Genomic DNA, 13,855 nt, shown 5'->3' on the forward strand with positions numbered 1-13,855 from the left:
AGGTGTTTTTCAGTTTATAGCTTATGATGCAGGTTTGTTCACTTTCTGTTCAGCACCCAAAATTCCGCTTGCTTTATAAGTAATGATCGATAAAAGAAACATGGCTGCCGTGAACGATGTAACTGAATTGAAATTTCCAAAGTGAGCATATAATTGGCCGGCGATAAATGCACCGAGTGTAGTTCCAAAGTACATAACTGAATTAGACAGTGAAGCGATCGTTCCTCTTGCGGAGGGGTTAAGCGATTGAAACAGACTCATCATAATTGGAAAAAGAATACCTGCGAAAAAAAACAGCAAAAAGAACGAGATCTCAACGAGAATCACACTCGGAAAGAAAGGAAGGCAGAAATACAATAACCCCATAAGAAGGATTCCACCAAGTAAAGATTTTGTTTGACCGATTTTAGATATGTAGCGGGATCCAAAGAAACTTCCGATAAAATTCCCCATCCCAAGTACCAGCATAGCTGTACCAATTTGTGCCACATTGAAATGATAATCATCACTTAACCATGTCCCCAAAAACGTAAACGCCGCAAAATTTCCGGTTTGAAAAAGCAGATAGGCAAAGAAAACGATGAAAACGTGCGACTCTGAAAACAGATGTTTATATCTATTAAAAATAGATTGCTGGTTTATTTGTTGAGAGGACTTGATTGCCGGCATAAAAACCGTTAAGAAAATCAGCACGATTGAAAAAGCGGCCAAGACAAAAAAAGGTGCCCTCCACGAAAGCGAAGCCAAGAAGCTTCCCATCGGAAGTCCCAAAGCCTGCGAAACAGCCAAACCAGCAGTGGCTATCCCCATGCTTTTTACAATCTGATCCGGTTTTACTATTAAAGGAATAGAAGCCCAAACCTGAGGCGTTACAAATGCTGCGCTTACTCCGGCGATAAATCTGAAAGCACACATGCTCCAAAAATCAGGCGCCAGCCCGCAGAGAAATGTAGATAAAGCAAAAGCTGCCAATCCATAAATCATAACAGTCTTCCGATTGAGATTATCAGAAATTGGGCCTGCAACAAGAGCAAATAATGCATAGCCTAACGCATAGGAACTTACCATCCATCCAGACACATCGGTAGTTACATCGTAAAGGCTGCTAAGTATTGGCAATAAAGGAGAAATTAAAAATGTATCCGTCCCGATGACGAACATAATAAAAAAGAATAAAGCAATCGTTTTGTTCATGATAACCTCCGGTGTAATAGTTTTAAAATTATGAAACTATAGAATAAAAAAAGAAACACGATACTCCAGGTAAACGGCAAAATACAGCTGTCTACCTGAACGTTTTATAAAGTGTCTAGAAAATCAGGCAAATACTTTTGAAATGTCTCTAAATTTAAACGAATGTACCTTGTTCTTGAATCCTTTCTTACGATTGTTAAGCCAGCTTCGCGAAGCGTACGAAAATGATACGATGCTGTTGTCTTAACAATATTGCATTGTTCACCAACCTCTCCACAGCTTAATTCCCTTTGGTTTTTGTATAATGTTCGAACAATCGCCAACCGTGATTCATCCGCTAATGCTTTAAATATCTGTACTCTGATTTGATCTTCTGATAGTTTTATATTCATGGAACTATCATAGTATAAAATGGGAAGGTTGGCAAATATAAAAAAACTGACCCAATTATTTTTAGGTCAGCAATCTATATGTTAGCTATGATTTTAAATAAAGTTGTATTATTTATAAAAAAGTGTAATCGTTTTTAAACTTTTTTACGAAATGTTCTTTCAAAAAGAAAAAAATCCATTTTGATCAATCTTTTTCAAAATGGATTCTTTTTATATGCCGTAGAATGAGGATTTGTGGGATATTTTTAATCAAACTTTATTTCAAAGCTACATTAGTGATCTTTTTTGTATTCTTTCTCCCAGTAATCAGCATTTTTAATTCCTAACGCTTTCGGATCAAATACTGGGTCAATGCCTTGTTTTTTCTGTTTCTCATAATCTTTTAATGCAGCAAGCGCCGGCTTTGCTAAGAGGACGATTGCAATAATATTCAGCCAAACCATAATTCCGAGTCCGGCATCTCCCCATGCCCATGCTAATTCTGCGGTTTTCACGGTCCCATAGAATGTAGATGCCAAAATCACAAGCTTTAAAATCAACATTGCCCATTTGCTATTTTTCCCTTGAGCAATGTATGCAATATTTGTTTCTGCAATATAGTAGTAGGCCATGATTGTTGTAAAAGCGAAGAAAAATAAGGCAATGGCAACAAATCCGGCTCCAAATCCAGGGATGACACTGTCAATAGCGGCCTGTGTAAATCCAGGACCTGCTTCAACCCCTTTTAAATTGTTGACTATGAAAGATCCATCTGCAGCTTCGGTATTATACATTCCCGTAAACAAAATCATAAACGCTGTAGCGGAGCAGACAAAGAGCGTATCAATATATACAGAGAACGCTTGGACCAATCCTTGTTTAACGGGATGTGAAACTTCAGCGGCAGCAGCCGGATGAGGACCTGTGCCCTGGCCAGCCTCATTTGAATAAATGCCTCGTTTCACTCCCCATGAAATAGCCATACCAATAAGCCCGCCAAATGCGGAATCCAGTGCAAACGCACTTCTGAAAATTAGTGAAATAACACCTGGCAATTGGTCAATATGCGTAATAACAATGACTAAAGATAACAGGATATAGCCTAATGCCATGAAAGGAACGATTAACTGGGCTGCATTTGCAATTCTTTTTACACCGCCAAAAATAATGAAACCTAATAAAAGAACGATTAATACCCCAGTAATCGCGGGATGAATACCAAATGCATTTTTTACACCCTCAGAAATGGAATTCGATTGTACCCCTGGCATAAGAATAGCCATTGCTATCAGTGCAGCAAAAGCAAAAAGAAAAGCAAACCATTTCCATCCTATTCCTTTTTCGATGTAATAGGCCGGACCTCCTCGGTATTGCCCATCCTGTTTTACTTTATAAATCTGCGCGAGAGTTGATTCGATAAAAGCACTGGATGCGCCAAAAAACGCAATGGCCCACATCCAAAATACAGCACCCGGCCCGCCAAATGCGATGGCTGTCGCTACACCAGCAATATTCCCTGTACCCACACGTCCTGATAACGCAATGGATAATGCTTGAAAAGATGAGACTCCTGCTTCTGAGCTTTTCCCTTGGAACATCAATTTAATCATTTCCTTAATATGTCTAACCTGCAGAAAACGAGTCAAAACTGAGAATGTTAGACCGATAATCATTAATATGTATATAACCGGCTCACTCCACAAAACACCATTTAAACCAGAAACAAATTTCTCCAATTATGCTCCTCCTTGCTACTTATCTAGATAGATAATGACCTATTAAATTATGATTATATCAATTTGATTAAACAAGAAATATGTCATATTTTCTCACGTTAACGATATAAAAAAAGATTCTAAGTAATTAAAACCGATATAAAACGCTTTCATTTAGAAGGTTTTATTATATTAAAATATGAGCTGCTTTTCAAGAATATTCTTTATTATTTGCAATAATAATCAACCACATGTATTTGTTCCTTTAATGGCCATTGCTAATTTTAAAAAGGTTATTCCCTATTGTTATTATGCTAACAAATGAATAACATATATACCCTACAATGCACAGATAAAGAGGCCATTCGGCACCGATCATTCGTTCCTTTTCATACCCCTAACAGGGGGAATGAATCTATTTTTTCAATTTCATCCTCTAGGATAATGCGTACATTTCCATCTTTCTTCATAGTATATTTTTTTAAGAAATCAAGCTTCTGATCCACAATTGTTAGTACCTCCTTATACAGCTTGTCTAATATTGTAACAATTTTCGGTTTTTAATAAGTTTATATGGCGTTTTAAAACTCTCTATCCGGATTAATATCATCCATGTTAGCCCTACCAAAAAAGAATCGAACATGTTTTTATTCTGCGAAAGTTGAGTTATATTTAAAAATCTCGGTAAGCTTTTTATAAATTATTTTGCTTCACTTCCTCGAACCATAAATCAAAAATATCATCAGGTAATAGTTCGTCATCATTCGAATAAATTAAGTCATATTTATATTGTCCTTTTAGACTGTTTTGTTTTACATTATAATGCAATTTCATTTCCGTAGGCATTTCTTTATTGAACTCTTCACACTTATTATGGATAAACATTAAATTTTGATTACCAATTTTCAGTGCAGCACTCTGTCTTTCTCTTGAAACATCATAAACTTGATTGTGTTGACTACCCAATTCTTTTGTAGCCTCATTTAGTTGATGTTTATGGACAATATTCCCGTTAATTTTACAGAAAAAATCAAAAGCATACATTTTTGGTTCATATGAACAATAGATAAAGATATCCTCTGCTTTATTATCAACATACTCTAAACAAACTGCCACCATATCTGCTTGTAATTCTGTAAAATAATCCTCAAATACCTTCACATGTTTACCTCCTAACGCACTATTCCATCTTTAATAAAATCATTTTAAACCCACTGGCTCCCTTAACCATTACCGTAACATTAGTACCTGCTCAACCGCTTCTCACTGAGAACGCAGTTAAGGTATTTTTATGTCTAGATAATTCAGTGCTGTACTTAATGGTTCTTATAATTTATAAGTTTAAAAGATTGTCAATACGGTAACTTTTATTACGCTTAAATTTTCTGCTTCTGGACGATGTCCATACCTTTGGTGTTCTTATAAGCGTCTAAGGCGTGGTTCGCCGTTGTTTAAGCCTTTGGCGGATTTATAGATCGTGTTTCCGCAATTAATCGCCCTACCGGGATGGACCCGGCTGCGGCCATTGCTCCGGCAGCTACTTGTTCTGCGGAGGTTAGCTTTTCGCCTGTTGCCAATTAATTCTATTGTATCTTTATTTTTTCTTAAAGCCTATAACTTCCATGGCGAAAGGTGGATAAGAACTTTATGATACTGTAAATCAAAAGTGCTTTTACAATATTCCTATTGCTTATCACCACGAGCAAACGTAGTCGTCTTTTACAAATCTTGCATGTCTGCCCAAGATGGTACAACCATCATGAATTTTGAATTTCAAGTAATCATTTTTAATCTTCCAGACATAAATATTTTATAAGAAAACAAAAGCACTTGTTACCTAAAAGGAAATCAAGTGCTATTTCTATGCATAATAGGGATTCCTGCAACTCTAAACTGCAAACATCCTTTTCTAATTTGATTACTCTAATCCAAAAAAGTTCATAAAATAATAGAGTAATAGTTAATTTTGTATTTGTAATTCCCTTAAAACTTCTGTCCGCAAATCACTCGCAATATTCCCATTCTTGTAATCATCCAATAAAAAATTTATTCTCTGAATATAACTATCTGAATTCTCTATACATCTTTCAAAACAGTCTATAAAATGGTCTACTAATGTATCATCAACTAAAGCAATTGGTTCTGGATAATATTTGACACCTTCTCTTTCAAATGCTTTTCTACTAGTATAAGCAACTGCATCAATAATACAGTTCCAAGCCATGACGTCTGTTTCATTATCTGACATCTCTTGAATTATTGTTATACCATTTTCCTCATTATCTAATAATTCATAAAGAATATCCCCTATATTTTCTTTATCTTTTAGCCACTCCCAACATTTATATATAACTTCCTGGGCTAAAATTTGATCTTCCTTTTGAGAAAATACCGACAAAACTTTTTCTGAAAGTCCAAGAAAAAATACTACTTTACCGTCTTCTGTTAAACTACTGAAGTTAGTATTAGCCATAATTAACCTCCAACTAATCAATATACTTTCCATGTTTAATCATTAGATTAAGCCTACCAGTTACTTTAATGCTTTCATCAATTTCCGATGTTACTTCAATTTTTAAATTAGGATATTTTAAACTTAATTGCTTTAACACACCAGGCGGAACTTTATCATTCGCTAACCCCTGATAACACTTTCTACATACACCTGAAGGATTCGATTGATGAAGTTTTAATGTTCCTACTACATCTTCTGGTTTTATACCTGCCTTTATTACTGCTGAATCAAATTCATTCAGAACACCTTCCTCTGCATGCCTAGTGAACAATGGGTTATTCCCTGGGGCTTTGATATTCCTGTCGGGCATTACTTCATCTAAATCAGGTAATCTAGCTTCTTTTCGTACTTTCGGCGATCCTCCTTCAAAAGTCAAATCTTCTAATCCATTTACATCAGTCTTTCCAACTGCAACTGTTTCAGTTTCTGGAACATTCCATTTTTTCCTTAGTGCATCTATATCAGTTTTACCAATTTCAATCTTACTTTCTTTACCCGTACCCTTAGTACCATTCCTCACCGAAAACGCCTGTGCAATCTCGCTCACTGACTTTTTCTCGAGGCTAAAGTGGGCCGCCATTGGAATGTTGTTTGGGGTTGCTAGCTGTTGAACACGGACTTTGACAGGCACCTCAAACTGCCCAACATTTCTCTTGACCTTCTCAAGCGCATTTTTGGCTTGGTTTATTTTGTTGCTGACATATTGGTTGCTGTACGGCGCTTTTGTATTAGGTAGATTTCTTGTTTGCACATGATCCGCATATCGCGCCAGTCCTCCCAATGCCGTTATTCCAAGTGCATTTGTCAGGCTCTGCGTGCGTTTCTCGTCTGAAAGCTTGTTGCCGAACATATCCCTTCCGGTTGCTGCTTCGCTAAAGCCGTTGGCTGCAACTAAGCCGTAGATACCCATTTCACTTTTCTGGAGGATGTCCATACCTTTGGTGCTCTTATAGGCGTATAAGGCGTGGTTCGCCGCATTTAAGCCCTTTGCAGTTTTATAAATCGCGCTTCCGCCTTTGATTGCCCGGCCGGCCCAGCCGACTACTGGTATAAAGCCCGCAGCTGCCATTGCTCCGGCGGCGACACGTTCTGCGGTAGATAGCTTTTCGCCTGTGACGGGGTCAATACCTTCTATTGCTCTCTTATAATCATAATATCCTGTGAGCTCTCCCGTAAAGGTGCAGGTTGCATCCCACGCTTTTTCGTACCAAGGACGGTTTTCCAGCTCTTCTTGTTCTTTTGCCAGTCTCCTTTGTTCGATTTGATCCTTTTTAAATTGCAAGTACTCCGCTTGTCTGGCGGCATTTTCTTCCCGGAGCTTGTAGATTTCGCTGTTGTGATAGGCCTTGGCATCGAAGTGGATCGAGGTGACGTTCCCGCCGCTTCCAGTCGAAGCCAACAATTGCTGATAAAGTGTGGTGACGATGGCTTCATCGCTTTCCAGCATTTCATATTCCTCTTTTAGCACACGGTCCAGCTCATTCACTTCTTTTACCGTTTCCGAACGTTTTTTTTCGGAATCCTCGATTTGGGAATGGAAGGATTCTTTTGAAAAAGGTGTGAGGGAGACCAAGTCGTCAATTTGACTGAATGTACCTTTTAATTCCCGGTGCTGTTCAGAAACCATTTCCTTCGCACGACTGAGGCTGTTCGATACATCCTCCTCCACAAAAGGAACTTGGACAGCCGTATCCCCGGCAAGATCAAAATCCTCTGCAGTACCTGGAATCCCTTTCATAAAGGCAATATTTTTATCAATCAGTTGAATCCACTCATTCACTACGTCAATCTGTGCTTGATAAAAACCTTTGATTGCCTCCGCACCTTTTCCATGAAACCCATCGAGGTCAACAAGTGCCTGCATGTTCTGTTTTACCTGATTCATTTGGCGTTTAAGCTCTTGATACTCCTCGGCACGTGCTTTTGTCGCAGATTCTAATGTTTTCGCTTCATAGACTTTATTCGCCATTCAATCCAAGCCTTTCTTTCATTTTTATTTGATCGCTTCATCCTGTTCCTTTAAGGTGTTTACGTTATCTCGTGTATCCTCGAGATTTTTTAATACGGCCTCCTTATATTGAGAGACCAACTCATGGATGTTCGTTTCTCTTTCCCGCCACTTTGCGGTAAAATCAAGTTTATTGTCTCCGAGAGAGGACATAGACGGACCTTTTAACGAAAGTGCGTCAATCTCATTTTTTATTTCATTCAGCTTCGCTAAAACCTCTTTTGACCTTAGTTGGATCGTTGTCATTAAAACAGCCACCTTTTTAGATCATTAAATTTGTCTCCTGCAGCTTCCAACGTCTCTTTTCCAGCGTCCGCTACTTCTTCCGCTTCGCGCGCCAGGATGCCTGCAAAAGACAGTGCTTCCTTTTGAATGTTTAATTGTGTAATCTCCCAATCTATACTGTCTTTGTAGCTTTCATATTCATCATTCAAAATGTCTTCAATCGTTTGCTGGGCTTCATTTCGGACATCATTAAACTGATCTGCCCGGGAGCCTGTCCAGGATTTCGATAGTTCGGGTTTACTAATTTTCTTGCTTTCACCCAAATAATCATTTTGCTGGTGCTCAATTTCTGTTTTGGCTTTTTTCAATCTTTCAATCTTTTCTTCCACATCTGCCACTTGGCCCGTTATGGCACCGCGGATTTGTGCTAGATTCTCCAAGCTGAACAATTGTTTCACCTCGTTAAAACTGGATTCAGTGTATGTCATCTTTTCCCACATCTTAAGTGTAAGGAGAAAGACTCTTTCCTTAAATAGGTTTATTTTCCTCTTTTTCTGTCATTCCAGGGTGAATAGGCCTACAAATGTGCCGGGATGAAAAATAAAAAGAATCTTCAGACGAAGTCTTCCATTTCTCTGAAACTTTATATGGATAAGCGTAGAAAAACAGACCAAAACTGAAATACAGTCTTGGTCCGTCCAGCATGCTACATTCCTGTAGTTAACTTACGCCATCTTCTTTTTTCTCTTGATCACTTATCGGCATGATTTGAAATAACCGTACATAAAGAGCAGCACCGATCAACGTACAAAGCAATAGAAATCCAAAAACGCCGATTGGCGGCAGCCACGCAGAAAGAACAATCGACAATGGTGCGATAAAGCGTCCTACCGAGTATTGGAGATCAGAAGCTCCCATATATTGACCTCTCGCATTTTCTGGTGCATACTTGCTCACAAAACTATGCCCCACTGGTGAACTGATTACCTCCCCGAGCGTTAATATAACCATAAATCCGAGCAACAGCCAAACGTTTGTGGTTAGTCCGATCAAAAACATTCCTGATCCAAACAGCAGTGTTGAAAGAATCATTGTATTTCTGTCACTCCAATTTTCAAACCATTTGGTGATAGGAATGACACAAAGGACAAACATGAGTCCGTTTAACCCCAGCATCCATCCGAACACCTCTGCGCTGCTGAGCGAAAGCGACCAGTCATTCCAAGTAAACATCGTTTGTGCCGGCACATAATCATTCACGTATACAGCCAAATACAAATCCAACTGCATGAACGCAACCGTAACAAAAACGCCAGCCAGGATATAAAGGGAAAAGACTTTGTCTTGGAAGATCACGGCATAGTTTTTCCATTGATCCTTCAGAAAAGAGATCATGGTGTTCGATTTCTCATCTTTCTTAATGGAATTCGGCAGTGTTTCCTGAATCAAAACAAAGATCGCAATGGAATAGAGCAGTGAGACGATCGTACAGGTCCACAGCAATCCGCTCCGGTAATGAAAGAAGAAAATCGCTCCCAGTACCGGTCCAAATACGGCCCCAATATTCATACCTGTTACAAAGGTGGCGAACACCCTTCTTCGATCCTTTTCCGTGATTAGATCGGCTACCATCGCCGAGCTTGCCGGCTTGTAAATTGATCCGCCGAGACTGATCCCGATAAATGCGAGATAATCAATCCAATGGGATGTTGACATAGCAAACAGTACAAACATTACTACCCGCAATAAAGACCCCATCAGCATGGATGGGCGGCGTCCAAATCGGTCAGATAGAAATCCGCCGAGCATGCTGCCGATGATGTTCATAAGCGGTGGTAAGGTCATCAAAATTCCGGCCGTTGTTTTGCCGAGAGCATCGCTAAAGTAGAGCGCAATAAAAGGGAAATACATCCAATACATTAAATTGAAGATAGTCTCGCCAATTAACCTGGTTTTCAGGTTAAGATCCCATGAAAGCCATTGCAAAAGTTCCCCCCCTAACTAAGGATTAATTACAATGCACTGCATGAAAAGCTTTTTCCAACTGCACTCCTCTCAAATATTCCCGGCCAGGTATGTCTACAATAAATTATTTTTTTATAAAGATATAGACTTATAATGAGCTTTCGTTTAAACTAATATTATAGAAGCCAAGCAATAGGATCCTTTCTTAAGATGTGCCTTTTTTAGGAACTAATTTTAGATATTCTACTTACTTATAATATTTCAGCCGATCCGTGTACCGGGTCGGCTTTGTTTATGCTTCTTTAGTCGATAGGCAGCTAATGCTAAACCCTTTATAAACAACAAAAAGCCATCTATGTCGCTAGATGACTTTTACATTTCTATCATTCTTCGCTTGTTTTTTAATTCCCTAGATTGTTTGCTTTTCTTTTCTGCTTTCAAAAACTTCCGATGCGACGGTGAGAATTGTGTTTAAGCCGTTTGGAAAGCCGGAATAAATGATCATTTGCATCATTGCTTCCAGGATTTCTTCCTCTGTCCATCCGACATTTAATGCTCCATTGATGTAAAAACGCAATTGTTCGGTATTTCCAAGCGCCGTCAAGCCTGCCACTGTTGCCAGCATCCTTGATTTTAGATCCAAGCCTGGTCTTGAAAAGATTTGTCCGTAATTAAATGAAACAGCAAGCACCCCTAAATCCGGAGCAACTGAATCTTTAAAGCTGTTTACAATAGCCTCGTAATTTTCCTTATCAATTTTCTCTAAGACTTCCAAACCTTTTGTATAGTTTTCATCTAGCTTCATTATCAATCCTCACCTTTCTCATTTTAGTGTGACGCCACTGGCATCTGTTTTTCTGAACCAATTGCTGAACTCAAAGCGATAGCGACCATAATCAAGCCTGCGGTACAAACACCTGTCCAATGGAAATGGCTCCAAGCCTGAACCCCTACAAAAGATCCGAGTGCACCGCCAAGAAACGTTGAAACCATATACAATCCATTTAAACGGCTTCTCTTTTCCGGAGAAAGCTGAAACAGCTTCGCTTGGCATGCCACTTGATTAGCTTGTGTACCTACAGTCACAAGCAGCGCACTGGCGATCACTGCAGGCAAGAATCCGCCGCCGGCAAACGCAACAATAAAGGACAGCAAACCGATGACCATACAGATCATATTTGCAAGACCGGCGCCTCTATTGTCGATAAATCGCCCGATAACCGGGGCTGCAAATGCTCCGCCAATACTCACGAGACCAATTGTGCCAACCGCTCCGCTTCCGTAGGAATACGGCGGCGAGGTTAAAAGAAAGACGAGTGTAGTCCAGAATAAACTGAACGCAGCAAACATCATCCCCTGGCTGAGGCATACCCTCTTTAAGACGTTTTCCTTCATAAAGATCGGCCCTAACGAAAGCAGCAGCTGTTTGTACGACATGTTTTGTGATTCTTTATTTTTTGGAAGCCCCAGGCGAATAAGAACGATAAATAGAACGGTAAATCCCAAGGACAGCCAATATACAGCTCTCCACCCGAATTGGGCATCCACGAACCCGCTCACAAGTCTCGCGCATAGTATGCCGGAGACCAATCCGACCGCAATATTTCCGAGGATTTTTCCTCTTTCATTCGCCTTAGCAAGACTCGCGGCCAGAGGGACAATGATCTGTGGAACGATGGTCACAAACCCTAAAAATAAGCTTGCCGTAACCATCCATATGAAGCTTTGCGCCATAGCCGATGCCAATAATCCCACACATACAAAAGCAAGCAGAAGCAAAATGATTCGCCGTCTTTCATAAAGATCTCCCAATGGAACGAGAAAAAGATTGCCAAGTGCATATCCGATCTGGGATAAGGTCGCAATCATTCCAATCTGAGTCGCCGAGACACCAAAGGAATCCGCCATACTTACGAGCAATGTCTGATTCAAATAGACATTGGCCACAGTAAAACCAGCTGTTGCAGAAAGGAGCCAAACCATTCGTTTTGTCAGCATGATTAATTATCACCTCTTTTCATTTTTATCTTACTCAATGTTTTTTTCCTATTATAGGAGTCAGTTTATACTGGTATTAGGAGTAACAAGATGTGAGTCCCTTCAATCGAAAGTGAGAAAAGAGATATTAGAAGATAAGCCCTGTACGCGGAATAGGTTTAAATAATGTGAAAACTGAAACGACTCAGGCGATTCATATCTACCATTTATAATATAATAGATTGTAAGATTTTCAGTTTTTTCAGACGACAAGGAGGGATTGCCCGGAAAACACAAGGAAAATGGGAGACATTGTCCGGCCGAATACTCTTATGATTGGCGATCGCTAATACAGTATTATTGGATGAAACAGATAGGACTTGACTTCATAATCATATGAAAAGAGGAGACAAAGATGAAATCATCCTTTCAAATCGAAGAAGCCACGATCGACATGATGCAACAGGCAATGGAAAATGGGGAGCTATCCTCTGAAGCCCTGACGATTCTTTACATGGAGCGAATTGCAGCCTATGACAAAAATGGGATACACCTGAATGCGGTGATGGAGCTTAATCCGGATGCCCTTCACATTGCCCGAAGCTTAGATGCAGAAAGAGCGGCCTATGGCGCAAGAAGTCCTTTACATGGCATTCCCATTTTGATTAAGGATAATATTGATACCAATGACTCGATGCATACCAGTGCTGGTTCACTAGCCTTGGCTGATCATTACGCCCGAACAGATTCATTTGTTGTCAAAAAGCTTCGCGAAGCAGGTGCCGTTATTCTTGGCAAAACCAATATGACGGAGTGGGCAAATTTTATGGCATACAATATGACAAACGGATACAGTTCAAGAGGCGGACAGGTTCTCAACCCTTATGGACCGCGTACGTTTGATGTGGGCGGTTCAAGCGCCGGTACAGGTGCGGCGATCGCAGCGAATTTGGCAGCGGCAGGAGTAGGAACGGAAACGAGCGGCAGTATTTTAAATCCGTCCTGTAAAAATTCCCTTGTCGGCATTAAGCCTACCGTGGGACTCATTAGCCGTTCCGGGATTATCCCTATTGCCAACAGCCAGGATACGGCTGGGCCAATGGCTCGTACAGTATGGGATGCCGCATTATTACTCGGAGCGTTAACTGGTGAAGATATTGAAGATCCAGCTACAACTGTCGGCAAAGATCGAATGCTGGCTGATTATACAAGCTGTCTTCAAAACGACGGGTTACATGGTGCACGAATAGGGATTGAAAAGAAACATTTTTTCAGACTGAATGAAGAAGAGCTTTCAATTTTTGAACATGCACTTGATGAGCTTGAAAGACAAGGGGCTGATCTCATTCACATTGATACCATTTCTGAGCTGGAGTGGGATTCGAGTGTTCTGTTTCACGAATTCAAGGCCGGAGTGAATGCGTATTTATCGAAGGCTGCCCCGCATCTTCCGGTTCACTCTCTCCGGGATGTCATTGTTTGGAACGAAGAAAACAGAGTGTCGGCATTGCAATTTGGACAAAAAATCTTGCTTGAATCTCAAGAAAAATGCGGAACACTGACGGATACTGAGTATATATTGGACCGTTTGAACGACCTCAAGAGAGCAAAGGAAAAAGGCATTGATGTCGTAATGGATGAGCACAAGCTTGACGCCATACTTTTTGCCGATGATTATGGCAGTGAGATTGCTGCAAAAGCCGGCTACCCATCGATAACAGTTCCTGCTGGCTACACCTTTCTGGGGAAACCGTTTGGAATTACTTTTACGGCAAAAGCCTTTGAAGAACCCGCTCTTTTAAAAATTGCTTATGGCTACGAGCAAGCAACTAAGCACCGAAATGCGCCTGAATTGAGAGATCTATAATGTTCCATGTGAAACATT

At 40.1% G+C, this 13,855-nt stretch carries 13 protein-coding genes; 1 reads left to right on the forward strand and 12 read right to left on the reverse strand.

From position 1 onward, the window contains the following. Window positions 1-21 precede the first annotated feature (21 nt). The 12 genes from AM592_RS17500 to AM592_RS17550 form a co-directional block, all read right to left on the reverse strand. Window positions 22-1,194, reverse strand: a complete 1,173-nt coding sequence (locus tag AM592_RS17500) for an MFS transporter (RefSeq protein ID WP_053604989.1) — start codon at window positions 1,192-1,194, stop codon at window positions 22-24. 104 nt (window positions 1,195-1,298) lie between these two features. Then, window positions 1,299-1,586, reverse strand: a complete 288-nt coding sequence (locus AM592_RS17505; protein WP_053604990.1) for an ArsR/SmtB family transcription factor — start codon at window positions 1,584-1,586, stop codon at window positions 1,299-1,301. 272 nt (window positions 1,587-1,858) lie between these two features. Next, window positions 1,859-3,301, reverse strand: coding sequence for an alanine/glycine:cation symporter family protein (locus tag AM592_RS17510; RefSeq protein WP_053604991.1), 1,443 nt, complete (start codon window positions 3,299-3,301; stop codon window positions 1,859-1,861). Between the two features lie 672 nt (window positions 3,302-3,973). Then, window positions 3,974-4,441 (reverse strand): DUF600 domain-containing protein, encoded by a 468-nt coding sequence (locus AM592_RS17515; protein WP_082364165.1) that lies wholly within the window; start codon window positions 4,439-4,441, stop codon window positions 3,974-3,976. Between the two features lie 290 nt (window positions 4,442-4,731). Then, window positions 4,732-4,857, reverse strand: a complete 126-nt coding sequence (locus AM592_RS24005; RefSeq protein ID WP_148564346.1) for a pre-toxin TG domain-containing protein — start codon at window positions 4,855-4,857, stop codon at window positions 4,732-4,734. Between the two features lie 383 nt (window positions 4,858-5,240). Next, on the reverse strand, window positions 5,241-5,753 hold the full coding sequence (locus tag AM592_RS17520) for an Imm6 family immunity protein (protein ID WP_053604992.1): 513 nt from the start codon (window positions 5,751-5,753) through the stop codon (window positions 5,241-5,243). A gap of 13 nt (window positions 5,754-5,766) precedes the next feature. Next, window positions 5,767-7,764 carry a ribonuclease YeeF family protein gene (locus AM592_RS17525; RefSeq protein WP_053604993.1) on the reverse strand — a complete coding sequence of 666 codons (1,998 nt, stop codon included), beginning with the start codon at window positions 7,762-7,764 and terminating at the stop codon, window positions 5,767-5,769. A gap of 24 nt (window positions 7,765-7,788) precedes the next feature. After that, entirely contained in the window at window positions 7,789-8,049 is a 261-nt protein-coding gene (locus AM592_RS17530; RefSeq protein WP_053604994.1) for a YwqI/YxiC family protein, read from the reverse strand. Further along, window positions 8,049-8,516, reverse strand: coding sequence for a YwqH-like family protein (locus AM592_RS17535; protein WP_158320322.1), 468 nt, complete (start codon window positions 8,514-8,516; stop codon window positions 8,049-8,051). The genes AM592_RS17530 and AM592_RS17535 overlap by 1 nt, the downstream gene beginning before the upstream one ends. 232 nt (window positions 8,517-8,748) lie before the next feature. Further along, entirely contained in the window at window positions 8,749-10,014 is a 1,266-nt protein-coding gene (locus AM592_RS17540; RefSeq protein WP_053604996.1) for an MDR family MFS transporter, read from the reverse strand. Window positions 10,015-10,402: 388 nt separating this feature from the next. After that, window positions 10,403-10,798, reverse strand: a complete 396-nt coding sequence (locus AM592_RS17545) for a carboxymuconolactone decarboxylase family protein (RefSeq protein WP_053604997.1) — start codon at window positions 10,796-10,798, stop codon at window positions 10,403-10,405. A 23-nt stretch (window positions 10,799-10,821) separates the two neighbouring features. Continuing rightward, the gene (locus tag AM592_RS17550) at window positions 10,822-11,991 is read right to left on the reverse strand and encodes an MFS transporter (RefSeq protein ID WP_053604998.1); all 1,170 of its coding nucleotides are present in this window, start codon (window positions 11,989-11,991) and stop codon (window positions 10,822-10,824) included. 394 nt (window positions 11,992-12,385) lie between these two features. Between AM592_RS17550 and AM592_RS17555 the strand changes: the two genes are divergently transcribed. After that, complete coding sequence (locus tag AM592_RS17555) at window positions 12,386-13,837, forward strand: amidase family protein (RefSeq protein ID WP_053604999.1); 1,452 nt, start codon at window positions 12,386-12,388, stop codon at window positions 13,835-13,837. Window positions 13,838-13,855 lie beyond the last annotated feature (18 nt).

The organism is Bacillus gobiensis (assembly GCF_001278705.1).
GTDB lineage: Bacteria > Bacillota > Bacilli > Bacillales > Bacillaceae > Bacillus > Bacillus gobiensis.